General features: G+C 55.5%; 14 protein-coding genes and 2 tRNA genes. 8 read left to right on the top strand and 8 right to left on the bottom strand.

Annotated features, from left to right (window positions below; genetic code table 11):
- Window positions 1–789 carry a HalD/BesD family halogenase gene (locus tag ACOTTU_RS03590; RefSeq protein WP_425656101.1) on the top strand — a complete coding sequence of 263 codons (789 nt, stop codon included), beginning with the start codon at window positions 1–3 and terminating at the stop codon, window positions 787–789.
- Window positions 790–794: 5 nt separating this feature from the next.
- Here ACOTTU_RS03590 and ACOTTU_RS03585 read toward each other — a convergent pair whose 3' ends face one another.
- Complete coding sequence (locus tag ACOTTU_RS03585; RefSeq protein ID WP_425656100.1) at window positions 795–1,619, bottom strand: hypothetical protein; 825 nt, start codon at window positions 1,617–1,619, stop codon at window positions 795–797.
- 176 nt (window positions 1,620–1,795) lie between these two features.
- Here ACOTTU_RS03585 and ACOTTU_RS03580 point away from each other — a divergent pair.
- Window positions 1,796–1,871, top strand: a tRNA-Thr gene (locus ACOTTU_RS03580).
- 229 nt (window positions 1,872–2,100) lie between these two features.
- On the opposite strand, the gene ACOTTU_RS03575 is transcribed toward ACOTTU_RS03580, so the two are convergent.
- Both ACOTTU_RS03575 and ACOTTU_RS03570 read right to left on the bottom strand, forming a co-directional pair.
- Window positions 2,101–3,690: an ABC transporter transmembrane domain-containing protein gene (locus ACOTTU_RS03575; RefSeq protein ID WP_425656099.1), complete on the bottom strand. Its 1,590-nt coding sequence runs from the start codon at window positions 3,688–3,690 to the stop codon at window positions 2,101–2,103.
- A complete protein-coding gene (locus ACOTTU_RS03570; protein WP_425656098.1) occupies window positions 3,687–4,751 on the bottom strand; it encodes a hypothetical protein in 1,065 nt (354 codons plus the stop codon). Before ACOTTU_RS03570 ends, ACOTTU_RS03575 begins: the two co-directional genes overlap by 4 nt.
- A gap of 318 nt (window positions 4,752–5,069) precedes the next feature.
- Here ACOTTU_RS03570 and ACOTTU_RS03565 point away from each other — a divergent pair, with 318 nt between their 5' ends.
- From ACOTTU_RS03565 to ACOTTU_RS03550, 4 genes are all read left to right on the top strand, one after another.
- Window positions 5,070–6,647 carry a sensor histidine kinase gene (locus ACOTTU_RS03565; protein WP_425656097.1) on the top strand — a complete coding sequence of 526 codons (1,578 nt, stop codon included), beginning with the start codon at window positions 5,070–5,072 and terminating at the stop codon, window positions 6,645–6,647.
- Between the two features lie 119 nt (window positions 6,648–6,766).
- Window positions 6,767–8,041, top strand: a complete 1,275-nt coding sequence (locus ACOTTU_RS03560) for a hypothetical protein (RefSeq protein WP_298912188.1) — start codon at window positions 6,767–6,769, stop codon at window positions 8,039–8,041.
- On the top strand, window positions 8,038–8,787 hold the full coding sequence (locus ACOTTU_RS03555) for an ATP-dependent Clp protease proteolytic subunit (protein ID WP_425656096.1): 750 nt from the start codon (window positions 8,038–8,040) through the stop codon (window positions 8,785–8,787). Before ACOTTU_RS03560 ends, ACOTTU_RS03555 begins: the two co-directional genes overlap by 4 nt.
- A gap of 436 nt (window positions 8,788–9,223) precedes the next feature.
- The gene (locus tag ACOTTU_RS03550) at window positions 9,224–10,555 is read left to right on the top strand and encodes an MATE family efflux transporter (protein ID WP_298912194.1); all 1,332 of its coding nucleotides are present in this window, start codon (window positions 9,224–9,226) and stop codon (window positions 10,553–10,555) included.
- A 178-nt stretch (window positions 10,556–10,733) separates the two neighbouring features.
- Here ACOTTU_RS03550 and ACOTTU_RS03545 read toward each other — a convergent pair whose 3' ends face one another.
- The 3 genes from ACOTTU_RS03545 to ACOTTU_RS03535 all read right to left on the bottom strand — a co-directional run bounded on the left by ACOTTU_RS03545 (window position 10,734) and on the right by ACOTTU_RS03535 (window position 12,379).
- Window positions 10,734–11,507 (bottom strand): polyphosphate polymerase domain-containing protein, encoded by a 774-nt coding sequence (locus ACOTTU_RS03545; RefSeq protein WP_298912196.1) that lies wholly within the window; start codon window positions 11,505–11,507, stop codon window positions 10,734–10,736.
- A 42-nt stretch (window positions 11,508–11,549) separates the two neighbouring features.
- Window positions 11,550–12,122: a DUF4956 domain-containing protein gene (locus tag ACOTTU_RS03540; protein ID WP_298912198.1), complete on the bottom strand. Its 573-nt coding sequence runs from the start codon at window positions 12,120–12,122 to the stop codon at window positions 11,550–11,552.
- Between the two features lie 167 nt (window positions 12,123–12,289).
- A tRNA-Ser gene (locus ACOTTU_RS03535) sits at window positions 12,290–12,379 on the bottom strand.
- A 637-nt stretch (window positions 12,380–13,016) separates the two neighbouring features.
- Between ACOTTU_RS03535 and ACOTTU_RS03530 the strand changes: the two genes are divergently transcribed.
- Both ACOTTU_RS03530 and ACOTTU_RS03525 read left to right on the top strand, forming a co-directional pair.
- Window positions 13,017–13,454 (top strand): universal stress protein, encoded by a 438-nt coding sequence (locus tag ACOTTU_RS03530; RefSeq protein WP_298912200.1) that lies wholly within the window; start codon window positions 13,017–13,019, stop codon window positions 13,452–13,454.
- Between the two features lie 23 nt (window positions 13,455–13,477).
- On the top strand, window positions 13,478–15,019 hold the full coding sequence (locus ACOTTU_RS03525) for an alanine/glycine:cation symporter family protein (protein WP_425656458.1): 1,542 nt from the start codon (window positions 13,478–13,480) through the stop codon (window positions 15,017–15,019).
- A gap of 76 nt (window positions 15,020–15,095) precedes the next feature.
- Here ACOTTU_RS03525 and ACOTTU_RS03520 read toward each other — a convergent pair whose 3' ends face one another.
- Window positions 15,096–17,681 (bottom strand): putative bifunctional diguanylate cyclase/phosphodiesterase, encoded by a 2,586-nt coding sequence (locus tag ACOTTU_RS03520; RefSeq protein ID WP_425656095.1) that lies wholly within the window; start codon window positions 17,679–17,681, stop codon window positions 15,096–15,098.
- Window positions 17,682–18,914 carry an ABC transporter substrate-binding protein gene (locus ACOTTU_RS03515; protein ID WP_425656094.1) on the bottom strand — a complete coding sequence of 411 codons (1,233 nt, stop codon included), beginning with the start codon at window positions 18,912–18,914 and terminating at the stop codon, window positions 17,682–17,684.
- Between the last annotated feature and the right edge of the window lie 149 nt (window positions 18,915–19,063).

Below are 19,063 nucleotides of genomic sequence, written 5' to 3'. Positions count from 1 at the left end.
ATGTTGCCGCCCATTGATCTGGATCGTTACCCGCTGCATCTGCCCGAAAGTACTGCCTGCAAGGCGCTGGTCGCACAGTGCAAGGCAGACCTCGCCCGTGATGGGATGTTCAACCTCGAAGGTTTCATGCTGCCGGAAGCGATCGCCAGAACCGTCGCTGAAACATCACCGCGGCTCAACGCGCGGCAGGCATTTACACATGCGCGCCGTCATAACATCTACTTCAAGCCGATGCCGGATTTGCCTGCGGGGCATCCTGCATTGAAGGAAGTTGAAACCCGTAACTACACGCTATGCGCGGACCAGTGCGAAGGCACGCCAGTGGACGACATCTATTCCTGGCAACCTTTGGCTGACTTTCTCGCCTGCACCATGGATCACGACGCCCTTTATCCCATGCCTGACCCCCTCGCCCGCTTCAACGTCATGGGGTATCCTGAAGGGTGGGGGTTGAACTGGCACTTCGACAGATCGCAATTCACCACCACATTGCTGCTGCAGGCCCCATTGGAAGGGGGCGAATTCATCTATCGCTCTGAGCTGCGCACTGATGACGATCCAAACTACGACGGTGTCGCAAAACTTTTGAACGGCGACGATCCGGAGGTAAAGTCATTCAGGGCGGAGGCCGGTACCCTGAATGTCTTCAAGGGAAAAAATACCGCGCATCGTGTCGCCCCCGTCATTGGGCAGGTGCCGCGAATTGTCACCGTTTTCACCTATTACGACCGGCCCGGGGTGATGTTCACCAAAGAGGAACGCATGGGCTTTTATGGAAGAGAGGCCTGAACCTGTCAGGGTGACAGCAGTTTCACGCCCGAAATTCGCGCAATATCCAGAACGTCCTCGTCGTAAATCTCGGTCAGCTCAGACACCAACTCGTCTGTCCAGCCGGGCATATCGAGCTCTTCTTCGATCGCATCTTCCCTGGCGAACTTGTCGAGAAACGCAACCGCGACATGCTGTTTCTGGGTTTCGGTCATGTCGGCATGTGTCTCCAGGTAATGACGAAACCTGACCATTCCTTCGGGCACCATGATCTCCGTCAGCAGATCGAATCCGCCGATGACCTCTTCGCCCTGTTCGAGCCCGGCCATGTCGCGAATGATCCCGGACCAAATGAGGGGGGCATCCTCGTTGCACCAAACCGTAATGGATACCTCCGGGGCTGCTTCGCGAATACGCAGCAAGGTGTCTGACCATCTGACTGCCAGGGGGTCTACGCCGCCCATGAAACTCCCCAGCCCGTCGCGCGGTGACTTTGCAAATGCGGCGGGCAGAAAACTGGCGGGATTGCGCAGAGCCATGAACAGTTCGATCTGATCCTCGCCAAAAATTTCAGACATGTAGACCATCCGCTCAGGCGCATTGGGATAAAGCATGCCTCTGCGCACCGCTGCTCTGGGCGCGCCAAAGAAATGCGCGTTCGATAGCAAGACGCGGTCCGCGTTTTCGTCATCCAGAATAGCGTCCAGCAAAACCTCTCGCGCATTCTCGGACGCATCAGAGCTTGCCATCGCATTCATGGTCTCACGCAACAGACGACGGTACTTTCCAGGACCAGGAACTGCCACACCTCGCGCCTTGAAGGCCTCCTTGTTGCGCAACAGGCATTTCATGAGCCGCTCTTCTTCTGTAAAATGAGCGCCAGTGTGGAAAACCAGTTGCATAATGCGTCAAGCCCAGGAAATTACCTCACGACACGCTAGCTTGGGAGAGCGTGGTATTCAAACCGAAACAAAGATGATTTCCCCTCTTGCACGGTGCGATCAAACTGACTAAACGACCGCCTAGAGCCCCTATAGCTCAGCTGGTAGAGCAACTGATTTGTAATCAGTAGGTCCGCGGTTCGAGTCCGTGTGGGGGCACCATAAAGTCCAAGCAATTAATAAGATAAGATATTATTGGGCTCGTTCGAAAGCGGATATTCTGCAATTCGAGCTCGGTGCGGAATCGCACCACATCGATCTGATTTTGGCGCCCGTTTGACTTTACAGCGTCCTCCGCCATCGGCAGCTTGATCGTTTCAATCGGTTTCGAGAAAAGGTCGGATATGTGATATTCGATCCGCCGTCGATATTCTCTAAAGTAGGCTCGCCGTCAGAACGCCTGATCGGAACTGAGGTCTTGGCCTGCGGCGGGACGCGTTGGATTGGCCCGGAAACTGAAAGACTGATCATCAGAGCCCCGGCGATCGACAACGACAATCGTGCTTTCAACGTGATCCGACAAAAGTTTGAGCAGTTTTTCACATTCCGGGTCCGCTGCAAACCGCGAAGTATCAATAATCACCAGGTCAGGTTTGGCCAAGGCTATGCGAGCGAGATCAATCCGCAAACTGTCAGCGGTGCTGAGATTTCGCGCCGCTTCGGCGACCCGCCCCCTCAATGATTTGCGACCCCGCGGCAGCAGCTCACCAAGGCCGAACGCGCGCGCGATTCTGGCAATGCTCTTACCCGCCGGCCGTGGGGAAATGCCCAGTGTCAGCGTTCTCCTCAGACTACCCTGTAACGCCACCGGCGTATCGCCAATGAAATGTATCCGCGGCAATACCGCAGTTCCTGTTCCGTAGTCGACTTTCAGGTCGGCATCGGTATCCAACCCGGCAATCAGCATCGCCAGTATCGATCGGCTTCGGGCATTGCCCCCTTGCAACTGGCCGATTGAGCCTGCGGGAACCGAAAGCGAAACGCACTTGCCGCCAAGAATGCCCGAGACCGTGACCCCCACAGGCCCGATGGCAGAAGCTTGTTCGCGCAACCGGCTGGGTTTGTCGAAAAGTCTCAAAGCCTTGCCTTTGGCAATACGCCAGCCGTTATACTGATCCCACGACATTGCCAGATCACGCAGCGGCAGCGCCAGTACCCCCAACATTGACAATATCGCCGCAACGGTGCCCGGCGCCGTGCTGGACTGGGCTGCCTGCCACAGCGCCAACGCGCCGGCAGTGGTCAACCCCAGCTGCGGGATCGCGCTCAATGCGCCGGCCCTTCGCGCGCGCGCCGTTGCCTCCTCGCGGAGTTGTTGCCCGCTTTCTTCCAGAGCCTTCAACTCCTGTTCGGTTCTTCCCATCAGATCAAGGAGCGGCGCTATGGAAATACGCTCCATCATGGCGATTGCAATGCGGGCACGTCGGCTTCGCAGTCTCAGGTGGAGCCTTTCAAACCCGATTGCCACCGCCGCCATGAACAAAAGAGCAAGACCCAGCACAACGCTGCTGGTCAACGCGATGCCGGGATCCAGAAGCCAAAACACCAGTAATGCGCCGGGCAGCACGATGGCTGCGGAGACGACCCTTGGTAAACCCCATCCGAACCAGTTACGCGCAGCAGAAAGATCCCCGACAAAGCGGAGGGATAGTGCACCTAGTCTTCGCGCGTCCAACTCGCTTTTCTGCATACCGGCGAGATGCCGATAGAGACCAACGCGCAGGCTGCTCGCGTAGCTCTGGCCCAGCCGTTCGGCGCAAATACGACGGAGAAATTCCAGCCCGACAGCCAGAATGCCTGAGCCCGCAAGCTTGCAGAGCGTCGTGTTTTGCAATTGCACGCCTTCATGCAGAGCGCCGAATGCTTCGCGGGTTGCAAAGACGCCAATCCCAAGAAAAACCGCCTGACCTACGCTGAGTAACGGGAGGGCGACCGCATCAAGAATGCGGTCGCTTGCCAAGATTTTTGGTAGCTTGTTCATGAGGCCGCACAGAGTTCTGGCTGACGCACATAGGGGCGGACCAGTTGTGTGACCATCGAACGGTCCCAAAGCTGCTCTCTTGTGAGAATGGGCAGCCCGGTGATTTCGGCAGCTTCTGCTGTCGCGAGCGGCGAGCAGCTGACCATGCCTGAGATGGCAAAAGGACTGAGACCGTAACGTTCAAGAACGGTTACGCCACCAAAGGCCCCAAGTGCGTCGGGGGCTGCGAACAAGATGCCATCAAGCCGCTCGCGAATTCGGGACTTGTTGAGAATGGCGCGCGTTTCCCGCTGGAAAACCCCATCCGCAATCTCAACGATGACCATGTTGGCACCGTTCGCCGCTGCGGTTGCAACCAAGGTATCAAAGCCACGCTCGATGCGCTCCAGCGGCATTTTGTAAGTGGTGGCCATGCCTGCATCAGTGAAATCTGTCACTGGCACGCCCGCGTCTTCGAAAGCATTGAAATCGCCAAACGCCCCTGTACCGGTCGCTTTGATCCCGGCGACACGATACCCTGCCCGTCGTAACCCATGTGCCAGGCTCGCGGCGGCAGTGGTTTTACCCGAATTCATCGACGCTCCGAAAACACCGAAAACTGTCACGTCTCTATTTGGGGCTTTCGCGGGCAATGCGTAGTCGGAAACATTCATGACCTTACCGCTGGCGTTGGTCAGCAATCCCAGAGGCATAACCGCTGTTGGGGGCCGCATACGCGCGTGTGATTGTTCGACGATGCCGACGATCCCGCCGCCTGCGGCGAGTTGCATGGGGCCATCATGGATTTCGGCGCGGCACAAGAATTGATCAGGTGCGTAGCGATCACCCAAGCAAAGCACAACCAGATCACCCGGATAGCTCGTTGAATTGCGGCGGTCAGACAGCTGAATATTCTTGTGCTGCCCGACTTCCAGAATCTGGCACAGCACCAAGTCACCAGCCACCGCGCGCGCATAATCTTTGGTCAGCGCCACCGCATCCCCTTTGCTGACACGGCGTGTCGTGAAGGCCCATTTCGCGGCCGAAACGAGTTGAGTAGTCGGATTGGATTGGAAGGTCATGATAGGTCTCTCGATTGTTTGGTTTCGGTTCCCTCAATTTGACCCTTGTTGATAAATTCAGCTTGTCAGCCCGATTAACGTCTCAGAACGCCCACATGAACAAATCCTGAAGATCGCGTAACGGCTTTTCAAAGCCCGTGCCTTCGTTCATCAATTGTTCATCTTCCGGTCAGGGCGTGTTCAGATGGATCGGGGTATCAGTCTGACAGGCGGCCCGGATGTTATCATGTGCGGTACGTTTTACTGCCCCCAAGACTGTACCGAACTGCTAACACACCGACATTCCACTCCACCCCTCACACAGGAAGCGCGAACAAAATGAAGATTGCTCACATCGTCAGCATATTTGCATTTGTCGTGCTGCTGGTCGCATCGGCCAGCGTGTCGGTTGCAATCTGGGCCGCCAAACAGAGCGATTTTCACAACTATCGGATTTCGCTTGCCCACACCTCTTACGAACAACATCTGCAGTTGGCGACAGATACCTACCTGCTTTTCAAGAGGTTCGGAGATCTGCTCCTGGTAGGCGATTCCGACCGTGTGCAGGATGTAAACGAGATATCCAAACGGCTCAGCGTTCACATCTCCAATATCCGGGAGACAATCGAAAAGGAAATTCAGCTGGTTGGGGACGAAGAGATCGAAGACCTTGAGCACCTGATTGAAGTTGAGGCTGTCATCGAAGAGTTGACGTCACTGTTCGACCGGACATTGGCACACGAAGATATCGGCGATGTGAGATCAAATTGGCGCGATCTCTCACTGGTTCTCAATGACAACATCAAAAGCGATTTTCGTGAGCTAATCTCCGTCGCTCTGGAGGAAGAAGAGGAAGAGGTCGCCGAGACCGAAGCCGAGGCCAGCGCGCAGATGGCGCTTGTGCGGCTGATTTCCTACGGGCTGGCCGCAGTGTTTCTGCTGATCACGATCAGTACACTCATGATTTTCCGCCGCGAGTTCACGCATCCGTTCAAACATCTGCTGGATGGTGTGCGAAAGTTCGCAGCGGGTGACTTTTCCACAAGAATTGACCTCAGGGGGCGCAGCGAGCTTTCGGAGATTGCAGCGGTTCTGGATGAAATGTCAGAGGTCGTTGCTGCACGGACAAGAAGCCTGACCACGCAAAATCTTGAGCTCGAACAAGCGGTCCAGCAACGCACCGAAAAGCTGGAGGAGTTGCTGACCGAGGCCCGAAAATCCGAAGAAAACCGCCGTCTGCTTCTTGCCGATGTCAGCCACGAACTTCGCACGCCGCTGACAATTATCCAGGGAGAGAGCGATGTCGCGCTGCGCGGATCAGACAAAACAATAGAAGAATATAAACAGGCGTTGGGACGCGCGCGTCTGGCGGCGAATCACACGGCCAATCTGATCAGTGATTTGCTGTTCATTTCTCGCAAGGAATCCGGCTCACTGCGCCTCTCACGCGAAACCGTCGACCCTTCAAGGTTGATACGCGATGCTGTCACTTTGTCCGGACTGGACGCGAAATTGACCTTGCCAACCCATGCGACAACAATCTCGCTCGACGGCAAGCGGATCAAGCAAGCGGTCCTGGCCTTGCTGGAAAACGCGCGGCGCCATGGCGGAAATACGATTGAGGTCGCCTTGGTTTCAGGTTCCGACGTCATCCAGATTTCCGTCGCTGATGACGGACCGGGCATGAAGGATGAGGACAAGGAACTCGCCTTTGAACGATTTTTCCGTGGTTCCAATGCAGCCGGGCAATACATCGACGGTTTGGGTCTGGGTCTGCCAATCGTGCTGTCGATCGCTGAAGCGCACGGCGGATCTGCGCAAATTTTTGATCGCGAGCCCAAAGGGACAACGGTCGAACTGACCCTGCCCCGAATATCAGAAGATCCGAACGAGGATCATGAAAATCCATCTGCCTGAAGACGAGACGCATATCGCAAAGTTGCATGTGACGTCGGCGAGGTTCCCCGCAACATCACGGATTTGAAACCTTGCTTTCCGACCTCTCGGTGCCCATCCTAAGTTGCGGAGGTATCGTGATGAGTGACAGTACACGTGGTTTACGCCATGCCCGCGAAGTTGAAGGCCATCTGACCTGGCTGAACAGTTTCAGTTCCGCAGCTCTTGGCGTTCTCGCTGTGGCTTCCGGCATATACACATATCTTGGTGTGCGGGGCTTGCTCGATGATGGTGGCGCGCTGGCACTTTTTGCAGCCGTCGCATATAGCGCCGCAGTATCAACCGGTATTTTTGTTTTCTGGTCCTACCTGATGCGGTTGTTGCCAACCATGCAAACGGCGGCGACGCGGCTGTGGCTGGTCATCGCGATGGCCATTGGGTCGGCCGCGATCATCGCGATGTCTTCCTGGCTCAACGCCGCCGCTTTGGCCGGTTCAGCGGCGGTCGAACAGCATCTTGCGCGCACAGTTCAGGATTACCAGTCGTCTCTGGAACGCGCGCATGAGATTACGCTGCAGGGTCAAGCACTCGGCCTTGACGTTGGTCGGAGCCGACAGGGTTTTGAGGACCTGTCCCAGCAAGAAGCGGGGGGCGGACTGTCGGGCCTCGCAGGACGCGGCGCTGTCTTCCGCGTCTTGACCCAAAAGTCGGACGAACTTGCAGCGCTTGAAGAACTCATCGCCGCGCAGGACGCGCCTGTTGCGGCCGCTTTCGCCGAGGGCAACGCAACCCTCAGCCGAATGCGGGCCCTGATTGTAGCACCGGGACCGGTTGACGCACGCGCCGTGGAGTTTTCGGAGGAATCTGTTCGGCTGGCCGGGGTCATCACCGAGTTGCGCCAGCTTTCTGTCGCCCCGCTTGTCGACCGCGCCGCGCGCGATCTGGCCCAATCGGTGGTGCTGCCGCGCCTTGACGCGGGCAATGCAGGCGGGGTGGCTGCCCAGCAAGCCACAATCACCTCCTTGCTGGAAGTTCTCGCCAAACGGGCCGAAACACTTCAGGCGGCGGCAGCCGAAGTGCGCGCACTCGAACCCGCTGCCGAGGTCATCTACACACCTATTTCAACCGCCGACGCGGTGATCCGCTATGCCCACAACTTTGCGCCCTCCTGGGCAGGTGCGATCGCGATAGACTTGTTGCCCGCAGTCCTTGTGCTCATTCTCGCGGTTGCCCAGTCCGCCATCCGCGCTGGCCGCGAACCTGCGCCACCAGAAGATGCAATGACCGTAGCCGATTTGCGGGCCGCCGTGCTGGCTCTGCGTGACATCGAGGCCGCGGAAGTAAGCGGGGTCAGCGCGCCTCTTATTCAAGAACATCGACCGGAGACCAAATCTCCGCGCGAGGCCGCTGAATGAGCGCAGCCCAAGACCACGATGCGAACGCTACAAAGCGGGCCTTGCGGTGGCTGCTGACCGGGCAAATCGCTCTGGCCCTGGGGTTGATCATTATCGACATCGGACCCGCCGTGCCGCGTTTCCTGTCACCGTCAAGCCAGCCAGAACTGGATTTGCGGACAAGCCCAGGCGATCAGACGCGGCGGTACAGAACGCGCGATCCTTCGAACCCCGGACCGGGGATTGATCCCGACATGCCCAGCCGTTTACGCGCGGAAGAGGTCGAAATCGACGGAACGACGGCGTTACAACTACGCGGTGCCATTGCGCCGGGCGACGCAAGCCGAATTGTCGACGAGCTTCGGAGCACTGCTCCGGCAACATTGCTTCTCGATAGCCCGGGCGGAAGTGTATCGGATGCGCTCGAGATCGGGCGTGCTGTTCGCGAGATCGGAGCGGAGACCCGGCTTTTGGACAATACAGTTTGTTTGTCGGCCTGCCCCTACATATTTGTTGGCGGCGTCAAGCGAAGTATCGCGGAAAACGCACGCATTGGGGTCCACCAGCACGCCTTTGGCGAATCCACGATACTTCCGGCATTTCTTGCCGTGGAGGATATCCAGCGCGGGCAGGCTGAAGTCCTAATGCACCTTGATACCATGGGCATCGATCTCAGGATCATGGGCCCGGCCATGGCGACACCTGCCGATGAGATTTACATTCTGACGTCGGATGAGCTTGTCACATGGAATGTAACGTCGGATTAGGGCGGAACGTGCAATAGCCTCGCTGAAGGGCCCTGCCCCGGTTCGTGCCGTTTTCGACATTTTGGGTCTCACGAGGCAACGCAACGCCATCTCGACCCTCAGATGCCCCCTCCTTATCTGTTGAAGGATGGAGCAAGACCTTTGCCCTGGCATGAAGCTTTCATCGAACACCGCAAAATACTTGCCCCAAAAAAAACCACCGCGATGCCAGCGGCAAAAACGGATGCGCAACGGCCCGCATTTTACGGGCGACCGGAAAGAATGCGTCGTACGATCTGGACGTCGCATGTCAAATACCGTAAACGACCCGAACAATTGATCCTCAAAGGACCGAACTCATGGATTTCCCGTCGCCGGCCTAAGTGCCCCAGCATAAATCGAAGCACAGGCTTCGCCGAGCGACTTATACGCCGGGCATCACCCCGGCAGGTGACCCATGACACATTCATCCCTTATCCATCAGGCGTCTACGCGCGCCGAATTCTGGCCCCTTATCCGGTTGGCCGTCCCACTCATGGTCGGGTTGGCAGCCGCCCTGTTGATCGGCGTCGTCGACACGGCCATGATCTCCCCTCTTGGGACGGTGCCGCTGGCCGCCGCAGGTGTGACAACGGCGGTGCTGATCATTCTGATTTCAGCACTTTGGGGTGTCATCACCGTTATTTCAGTGCAGATCAGCCAGGCGGAAGGTGCTGGTGATCCAGCCCGCGTTGCATTTGCTTTGCGCAGCGGTTTGCTGCTTTGCCTCGTTGGTGGCGTGGGTGCAGCCCTCTTGATGATCGCGCTCTACCCGCTTTTGGGCCCCCTGGGCCAGCCCCAGGAAGTGCTGTCGATCCTCCTGCCCTACTGGATTTCAATGGCAATCTGGATTGTCCCCTTCACACTCTTCTTCGGGCTCAAAGCGCTCTTTGACGCCGTGGACCGCCCATGGACTGCGGTGGGCTTGTCCTATCTGGGCGTCCTTTTCAACGTGCCCGCCAACTACACACTGATCCATATTCTGGAACTCGGGATTCTCGGGGCGGGACTGGCCAGCATCCTGTCACAATGCGTTTCATTGGTCGCGGCCTGGATGGTTCTATCGCAATCGAGCGGGCTCGCAATGTTCCGCCAGAGAGTCAGGGTTGCAGGCAGTGATGTCTGGGCGCAATTGAAGGAAGCTCTACCGCTTTGCCTTGGCTATGCCGGAGAAGGCGGGGCCTACGCCGCCGTCGGGCTGATGATGGGTTGGTTGGGGGCCGAAGCTCTTGCAGCGCACCAGATTGTCAACGCGATGGCAGGGCTGGCCTACATGATACCCCTCGGGATGGCGGGCGCTGTCTCCATAAGGGTCGGTCAAGCCGTCGGCGCCGGTCGCCAAGCCCGGCTTCGCCCCATCCTGAAAGCTTCCCTTGCCATGGTCACGCTCTGGCAGGGTCTGGCCGCCGTGTTCTTTATCGCGGCGGGCCGCGCAATGGCCGAAACCATGTCGACAGATCCCGCTGTGATCGATCTGGCCGTCGCGCTGTTCATCCTGATAGCACTCCTTCAGATCGCAGATGGCGTACAGGGCACAGCACTCGGCGCGCTGAGAGGCATGTCTGATATGACCTTGCCCACGGTGATCACACTCGTGGCCTATTGGCCGCTGGCACTCCCGGCGAGCTATCTGTGGGCGTTTGTATTCGACTTCGGGGCCGTCGGGCTTTGGTCAGGGTATACTCTGGGGCTGGTGGTCGCTGCGATTGCCCTGCCCTGGCGTTTCTGGTGGCTGACAACTGACGACTAAACCTTTTGCAGTTAACCAAAAGAGAGGACCGGCTTGGAGGCGTTGCGCGGTTTCGCAAACACCCTCTTACACGGTCACCGGTCGAGCAGATGTATCAACCACTGATGGCCCTGAAGCGGATGGCCGTTTCAGGGCCATCCGAAATGTCGCCTGACATCCGCGCTTTGATCCCTCCATACTATCGCGAATTTGCCAGCTGCAGCTTTCTAAGCGCGGGTAAAAACCCATTGTGGCGCGTTACGGCGCCGGTCGAGGCCATCCCAATGCAGTACTTCGAGCAACGCTTGGTCGGATGATGGTGAAACCCGCGCAGGATTTTATCGGCAAGACCATTCCCGCGCGCGGATTTCGTTTCCACGATGAACATCTCGGGTTGAACTTTGCGGAATATCCCATTGGCTTCGAATTGCAGACCGGTATCGATGGTCATACGCTCACCGCCCGCCTTGGCCACCAGTGTTATGCGCTCGTATTGCATGGCAATGACGGGGTGCAGCGTCTTGTTGAAACACTCTCCATAGAGACCAAAATACTGATCTTCGATAAAGCTCAACGCGCTTTCGTTGAGGTCATTTGCCCGATTGGCAATCTTCAGGCGCTTCTTCACCGTGACCTTGCGCTTGTCCTTCAGCTTTACTTCAAGAAAGCTGAAACCGGCATCCACATACTCTCGAATCCGAACCTTGCAACGTTTGCGGCGACCTTGAAGGTGATCGTAATAGCTGCGTCTGGCCGGATCGTCATAGTATCTGGTGGCGTAGGTAAAGGCCCGCTTGCCCTCAATTTCCAACACTTCGAAGTATTCGGAAAATTGCATCAGGGCAGGCCCCAGGGCGCTGGCCGTGAGAATGTACTTGTTGTCGAGACGTTCCAGCATGGCAGCTTTGCCATTGAGATCGTCCAGATTGATAACGTCGAAACCTGCAAGCGTTCGGGCAATTATGCGGTCCATCGCATTGTCCTCTCAGTGGAGTATCCGTTTATCTCAGGCGGATCAGTTGCGGTAAAAGACGTTGATGCGCGCCATGTCGTTTATGTAATCAAGCGCGGTGATCTGATAGGACATCACATCGACACCCAGTCTCGAAGACAGGTCTTTTCGCATCGCGTCGGGATCGGACAGCGCGTGCGCGTCGATCTTGTCCAATGTAATTTTCACACCATCAGAGGATTGCAGCATCCGCGGGTGATCCAACAACCATGCGCCCAAAAGGACGAGCGATACGACAGCGGCCACAAAGGCAAGACCGGTTCCCTGAATGGAACAGATCACGGCAATTGCAATCGAGCCAAAAAAATAGGTGATTTCGACTTTTGAAATCTGCTCGGATCGCAACGTGAAAAGCGCAAGGATCGCAAAGAGGCCAAAGCCCGCAGCCAGACTGAACTCCACCGAGGACAGCACCGTCAGCACACCAAACGCAAAGACATTGAATAGCGAGGCCGCCGTGACCAGTTCCTTGTCGCGGTAACGACGATAAAACAGGCCGAAAATCAAGCAAACCATGGCACCGATGTTAATTGCAAATCGAATGAAGGTTTCGGGGGCGACAACGTGTTCGGGCATTGTATGATCCTTGACAATTGACTGCCCGTCAGGGGCAACCGGTGGATCAATGATTGCTGAGATGCTGTGAATTCATCCTGATCGGCGAATTAACCGCTCGTAACACTTTTATGAACAATCCATGACAGCGGGGAACTTGATTACCCCGAAAAGACGCTTGTGTTTGGTGGCGGAGACGAAGGGATTCGAACCCTCGAGACCCTTCCGGGCCTACTCCCTTAGCAGGGGAGCGCCTTCGACCACTCGGCCACGTCTCCGTCGACCGTCCTATCGACACCAATCACAGGAAACAACCCAAAAAAAGCGCAGCCGTACCCTTCTCCGTCCATTTTTATCTGATCAAAGATCGCTATTTCTGAGGCCGGCCAAGCACAAGCGAAGCACTCACTCCGTTTAGCATACCGACAGTGCTATGAACTTTTAGAACTTTACGAGGAATATGCGCATTTGAATACTGCTGCTGCCTCGAAACAACAAACAAATGACCGGTAGAAACCCAGCCTATTCCGACCCGTTTGTTGCTACCAATGGGACCGTTCCAGGCGCTCTTTTACGCAACCAATGATCGTTCTGCCCCGAAATAGAACCCAGGATCGGGTGCCTCATTCCTAGCTCGCCATACGCAATATATTGCAAAAATTACTATCTCAGCTCAGCAACCGCTTTGTACGGGCTCTAGTCATATTTCCTGTAGAATGCCTCAAATAAGGGCGATCGTCCGAAATACTGGCGAATTAAGCTCCAAATTCCGGTCAGATTGCCTAGTATGGGAGATCACGTAACGTGCGAGCGACCACCTGCCTCTAAGTAATTGGGGATTGCCGTTCAACACGTATGCGTTGAAACTGGGTTACACAAAACAAACCAACCAACTTGGGAACAAAGGGACAAAAAATGACCACAAAACTGGTGATTGGCACAGACGGAGAAGGGTCGGGAGACCGTGCTCTGTCATTTGCCACGGATCTGGCGAAGAGGATTGGCGACTGCGAGCTATTGGTCGCCTACGTGATCGAATGGTCACCGTATTCTTTCCAGACTGCCGAAGAGAATGCACAGCGGCACAAGCGCCGTGAAGAAGAGATTTCAACGGCAATGGAGCGGGTCGTGAGCCCGGCCGTTGCCGCGCTCAAGGAGGCAGGCCTCGCAGCATCCGGCGTGGTGCGCCATGGGGACGTGGCCAACACGCTCAACAACATTTGTGAGACAGAAGGTGGCCATCAGATCATCGTTTGCCGATCTTCAGAGGGCGGCATTACGAAACGCATTTTTGGAAGTTCAACGGCGAACCTCGTCATGAGCGCGACGGTGCCAGTGACGGTCATTGGATGAGAAGGACAATAACAATGAAAATTATGAATAGAGCGCTGCTTGCGGCAGCGGCATTGGGTGCGGCATTGCCAGCCCATGCACAGGAAGCGATGTCACTGGATGAAAAGGTCAACAGTGTTTTCGCGCAATTCACCGGCCCTTTTGTCAGTCTGATTTTTGCCCCCCTGCCCGGAACCAGTTTCCCTTGGATCGTGTTGTGGTTGGTGGTCGCGGCATCAGTCTTTACCATCTACTTTTCCTTTGTGCAGCTGCGGTATTTTGGCCATTCCATTTCTTTGGTCAAAGGAGATTATTCTGATCCCAATGATGCAGGCGAAGTCAGTCACTTTCAGGCTCTCGCGACAGCACTCTCGGGCACCGTGGGTTTGGGTAACATCGCTGGTGTTGCGGTCGCCGTTGGTATCGGTGGGCCGGGTGCAACCTTCTGGATGATCCTTGCCGGATTACTGGGCATGGCATCGAAGTTCACCGAATGTACGCTGGGCGTGAAATATCGCAATGAATATCCCGATGGCACCGTGTCAGGCGGTCCGATGTACTACATCTCCAAGGGTTTCAAGGAACGCGGTTTGCCAGGTGGAGGTGCCCTTGCCATCCTCTTCTCGGTCTTCTGTATCCTAGGTGCTCTGGGTGGCGGTAATATGTTCCAGGCCAATCAGGCACATGCTCAAATTGCGGGCATCGTGGGGGACTACCCTGGTTGGATCACGGGCCTTGTCTTTGCAGCCGTTGTGTTTGCAGTGATCGTCGGCGGGATCAAATCCATCGCCAATGTCACAGAAAAAGTTGTGCCTTTCATGGGTATTCTTTACGTCGGTGCCGCGCTGATCATCCTGATTGTGAACTACGACAAGATCGGGTGGGCCTTTGGTCAAATCTTCGCAGGGGCCTTCACGGGACTTGGCGTTGCCGGCGGATTTGTGGGAGCTCTTATCCAGGGTTTCAAGCGCGCCGCCTTCTCCAACGAAGCGGGTGTTGGGTCCGCAGCCATTGCGCACTCCGCCGTCCGAACCAAAGAGCCAATCACCGAAGGGTTCGTCTCGCTGCTGGAACCACTCATTGACACGGTTGTCATCTGCACAATGACGGCTCTCGTCATCACTATTTCCGGGCAACTGATCTTTGATGCAGAAACCGGCCAATACGTGTTGAACGAAGCAGGTAATGCGATTGCAACGGAAGGTGGCGTTGGCGGTGTTGCGCTGACATCCGCTGCATTTGGCGCCTCGATCAGCTGGTTCCCTTATCTGCTGGCGATTGCGGTGGTACTCTTCGCCTTCTCGACGATGATCTCATGGTCCTACTACGGCCTGAAAGCCTGGACCTATCTCTTCGGAGAAGGCAAGACAGCAGAGCTGATATTCAAGATCATTTTCTGCGTCTTCATCGTGATCGGTGCGGCGGCAAGCCTGGGGCCGGTAATCGACTTCTCGGATGCCGCGATCTTCGCAATGGCGGTGGTCAACATCACGGCGTTGTATTTCCTGATGTCGATTGTCCGCGAAGAACTCCGGTCTTACTCAGCCCGGCTGGCCTCCGGTGAAATCCGGAAATTCGCGCATTGAACCAATTCCCGGGATGGCCTGCGTCATCCCGGGATACCCTCCTCTCGCCCAAAGAACTGGTCTTCGGAATTTGAGACTACCCGAGCTTTCGCTGAGGCTCTTCGGTCGGTGAGAGAAAATCTTTCAAATGCTCAAACGACATGGGCTCTGCAAAATGAAATCCTTGCAGTGTCTGACAACCCATTGATTGCATCATTTCAGCATGCATATAGGTTTCCACACCTTCTGCCGTAACGGAAATCTGCAAGGATTCGGCTATCCCGATAATGGACCGAACCATGTTTTGACAGACCTCTGTTTGTGGCGCACCGTAGACCAGGCGTTGGTCGATCTTCAGCACATCGGGACGCACGCGCATCAAGCTGATCATCGATGCATGTCCCGAGCCAAAGTCGTCAATCTCAATCGAAAGCCCCTTTTCCCGAAGTAGGTCGAGGGTGAAATCGAGGTACTCCGGCTGATCATCCAGAAACACGGATTCCAGGATTTCAAAAGACACTTTTGTATCCTTGAACTCGCGGGCATCTATGGCAACCAGAAGCTCAGGGTCGGAAAGCCTGCTGGCTGTGACATTGAATGACACCTTGGGCAGCGCAATCTGCTCCCGCTCCAGTTCGGCCACGTCTTCAAGTGCCTTGTTCATGACCATGGCATCAAGGGTCGTCAGCATGGACAATTGTTCGGCGACTTCCAAAAACCCGGCCGGAGAGACAACGTTCCCATTTGGCTGAGCCCAACGGGCCAGCACTTCGACGCCAACCACCTCCAGGGTCTGAGCGTCGATTTGTGGTTGGTAGAAAGGCACGAATTCACCGCGTTGGAGACCAAGGCGTATCTGCTCTGCGACGTCGCGGACTTCGACTACTTTGTCGTGTTCCGCGGGCCCGTAAGTGATAACTTGGCTGCGTCCGCGCTCCTTTGCGATATAGAGCGCCGCATCTGCCGCACGAACCAGATCCTCTTTTTCAACGAGCTCGCATTCTTCGGTTGCAACACCAAAACTTGCGCCAACACTTAGTGATTTACCCTCGTAATCCATGGGCTCCGAAATTCTCGAAAGCATGTTGTTCGCAAGTCTTTGCGCATTCACCAAGGAGCCGTCTTTGCCCAACAAAACGATAAACTCATCCCCGCCAATACGCACCGGAATGTCGTGTTCCGTGATCTCTTCCCTGAGAATCTGAGCGACACGGCATAAAACCTCGTCTCCGGCCTCATGCCCCATCGTATCGTTGACATTCTTGAAATGATCCAAGTCAATCCGAATAATCGCGATCGATGCCTCGTCCGATTTTTCGGCGCATAACTTTTCAAACGTGACATTGAAACACCTTCGGTTCGGCAATCCCGTCAGTTCGTCATGCAGGGCCTGCCATTCCATGGCTGATGTTGTCGAAATCAGGTTTTTCTCATATTTCTTTTGGTCCGTAATATCGCTTGAAATAGCCATAAACCCATAAGCCTGACCTTCGTCATCAAACAGAGTGGAAATGCTCAGTCTGATCCAATATTCTTCGCTTCCAAACCGATAATTAAGCAGTTCAACCGTGATTGGTTCGCGCGCGTCTAGAGCCTTGCGAATTTCGGCGCGGGTTGCCGGATCGGTTTCCGGACCCTGCAACAAGCTCGTCGGTTTTTTCCCGATGATATCCTTGGCTTTGTACCCAGATCTTCGTTCAAATGCAGGATTATGCCAGATAATCCGCGTTTCCAGGTCAGTGATCAGGATCGCTTCTTCTGCCTTTCGGGCAATTGATGCAAGTTCACTCAACTCCTTTTGCTGCTCTCGAAGCTTATTGCGCGACCTTTCGACTTCCGCATGAGGGCGCAGAATCGTTTGACGCCCCAGCCAGCCAAAGATGCTGAAGGGCAACAGCAGTGCCGCGGATATTGCAACAATTGCCTTGAGAACCAATTCCTGACCGATGGTTGCGAATAAAGTTCCCTGAGAGTTCAATACCAGTTGCATCCCGGTTTTCCCGACCGGGACGACAATGGCATCCTGGCGCTCAAGATCAGCTGACCAAGGATCATCCGCATCCACAATGCGCGCCTGCATGGCGATTTGCCCGGGGCCGACTTCATCCTGGCGTAAATCCACTTCCAAGACAGATGTCAGCACGCCCTCGACAAAGCCTTGATTCATGATCGGTGCCGCAATCAGTATCTCCTGAAAGCTGGTGTTCACGGCCCGATAGGTATCAACTGTTCTGATCGCAAGGGTCTGTGTCTCCAGAACCTCCCTGGCCAGTTCACCCGCAGCCGAGGTTGTCTCAAGAGAATGTGACCTTGTCGATACCATGTGAAAGCTCAACGCACTTCCCTCAAAATCGAAGACGAAAAACTCGGAGACGTTTTCGGGGACGACGGTATCTTGCAGACGATCAACAAATGCGTCGTCGCGTGTAACATCGCCGATGACAAAGGACAAAAGCGATGGTTCGGATGCCAGATAAACAGTCAATGATGCGCTGGGATCGAGAACAGAATAGATCCTTGACGCTTCCTGCTTGGCCTGGCTGATCACAGCGCGCTTGTGCGTTTCGGCCAAAAACGGCTTTGCCGTGACCCAGACAGCAACCGCAGCCGTCGCCAAGGCAAAGGCAAAGCTGCACGCCAACAAAATCCAGAAGACCTTGTTTATGGACACGGCTTTTCGCATCTATTGATGAGGCTCCACCGTTTCGGACAAAACCAGCTGACCGGACTCGGAGAATGACACCACGCAAAGATCCTGTAGTCCCAGTGCTTCATGTGCATCCTGAGACGCATCGCTATAGGGCGCAAATGGTCTGTTGTAGGTTTTCAGTATGCCTTCGACCGGTTCGGACAGATTTTCCAGAGAGCTGCGAAACAGATTGCGACGATCAACGATTGATCCATCTGCCCAACCGTCCATTTCCATCGCATTGTTTAGGGCGGCAATGAGCAGTCTTGTCAGATCGTAACCATGCACGAAGCCAGTAGCCGCAGGAACGTCCGACAAGCGTTTGAAGGGCCGGACTTCGGTACTGGCGTTTTTGAGTGCTTGAACCAGTTCCGCCCGGCCCTTGCCCTCGACCTCAAGGCCGCAAGTTTGCAGAACTTCGATCTGCAAATCCGAGCGCACGCTGTGGGGCACCTGCGCTACGAAATCGCCGGACAATATCCCCCAGTGGCTGATGATCCGGATGTCAGCAGATTGCTGATGAAGCTCGTTGACCAGAAGCGCTCCTTCGCGGGCCCTCGATAGCATGATCGCGCAATCCGCATTCGTCATTTTGATTTTTTCAGCAATTGTCCGTGCGCTGGCAGGCCCAAGCGAGGAAGAAAACATGAAAACAACCGGCGCAGGCACACCAGCTGCTTGGAATGCGTCACCCATGGTAACGCGGTTGGCGCGTCCCCATCCGGTGTCAACCAACAGCAAGACGGTTTGCTCACACTCGATGTTGTTAAGCGCATGTCCCACAAGAAACGGGCCCGCTTTTGTGTCGTCGACAGACAACCGGAAAATCCAGTTTAGCTGATCGTCGTCTGGTCTGGTGATTGGTCCCGCCGCAGACCAGGGCAATAGAAGTGGAATACCGCTTTCGTTGATGTCCTGGCGGTGCGTCAGATAGGGAGGTGAATGGACCCCGCCGATCACCGCGATCCCGGTTGGGTCCTGCGTAAAGGCCCTCAAATTGGAATAAGATCGCTTTGAATTCGCGCGGTGATCTTTTGGAACAATCTCTATCTCAAAGTTGCCAACCCGGTTTGCCACTTCGGACATCGCCGTCCGGACCCCCAATTCGATGGCTTCAGCCGCCGGGCGTGCCATGGAGTAGTCGGCATCAATGTAGATACGCAGCTTCTCACCCGCAACGGACTGCCCCGAAAAACAACAAACCAAAAGAAACCAGATTACACGCATAAGACCAACCATCGCATTCAAAAGATCATCCCGAACCCCCTCGGAAGCATACCCAAGGGACGCTCATCAAATCGTTAAAACATGGATTGAAACTTTTAAGGAGATGGCAAAATTCTCCTGATCGTTTGCTTCAATTTTTCGGTGTCTCT

Source organism: Roseobacter sp. EG26 (assembly GCF_049830555.1).
In the GTDB taxonomy this organism is placed as follows: Bacteria; Pseudomonadota; Alphaproteobacteria; order Rhodobacterales; family Rhodobacteraceae; genus Roseobacter.
This window is presented reverse-complemented; position numbering and strand designations above follow the sequence as displayed.

Bases quoted from the DNA above. Each gene is read 5' to 3' on its own strand.
- ACOTTU_RS03590 (WP_425656101.1), top strand. From the start codon at position 1: ATGTTGCCGCCCATTGATCTGGATCGTTACCCGCTGCATCTGCCCGAA.
- ACOTTU_RS03585 (WP_425656100.1), bottom strand. From the start codon at position 1,619: ATGAAATGCCTGTTGCGCAACAAGGAGGCCTTCAAGGCGCGAGGTGTG.
- ACOTTU_RS03575 (WP_425656099.1), bottom strand. From the start codon at position 3,690: ATGAACAAGCTACCAAAAATCTTGGCAAGCGACCGCATTCTTGATGCG.
- ACOTTU_RS03570 (WP_425656098.1), bottom strand. From the start codon at position 4,751: ATGACCTTCCAATCCAATCCGACTACTCAACTCGTTTCGGCCGCGAAA.
- ACOTTU_RS03565 (WP_425656097.1), top strand. From the start codon at position 5,070: ATGAAGATTGCTCACATCGTCAGCATATTTGCATTTGTCGTGCTGCTG.
- ACOTTU_RS03560 (WP_298912188.1), top strand. From the start codon at position 6,767: ATGAGTGACAGTACACGTGGTTTACGCCATGCCCGCGAAGTTGAAGGC.
- ACOTTU_RS03555 (WP_425656096.1), top strand. From the start codon at position 8,038: ATGAGCGCAGCCCAAGACCACGATGCGAACGCTACAAAGCGGGCCTTG.
- ACOTTU_RS03550 (WP_298912194.1), top strand. From the start codon at position 9,224: ATGACACATTCATCCCTTATCCATCAGGCGTCTACGCGCGCCGAATTC.
- ACOTTU_RS03545 (WP_298912196.1), bottom strand. From the start codon at position 11,507: ATGGACCGCATAATTGCCCGAACGCTTGCAGGTTTCGACGTTATCAAT.
- ACOTTU_RS03540 (WP_298912198.1), bottom strand. From the start codon at position 12,122: ATGCCCGAACACGTTGTCGCCCCCGAAACCTTCATTCGATTTGCAATT.
- ACOTTU_RS03530 (WP_298912200.1), top strand. From the start codon at position 13,017: ATGACCACAAAACTGGTGATTGGCACAGACGGAGAAGGGTCGGGAGAC.
- ACOTTU_RS03525 (WP_425656458.1), top strand. From the start codon at position 13,478: ATGAATAGAGCGCTGCTTGCGGCAGCGGCATTGGGTGCGGCATTGCCA.
- ACOTTU_RS03520 (WP_425656095.1), bottom strand. From the start codon at position 17,681: ATGCGAAAAGCCGTGTCCATAAACAAGGTCTTCTGGATTTTGTTGGCG.
- ACOTTU_RS03515 (WP_425656094.1), bottom strand. From the start codon at position 18,914: ATGCGTGTAATCTGGTTTCTTTTGGTTTGTTGTTTTTCGGGGCAGTCC.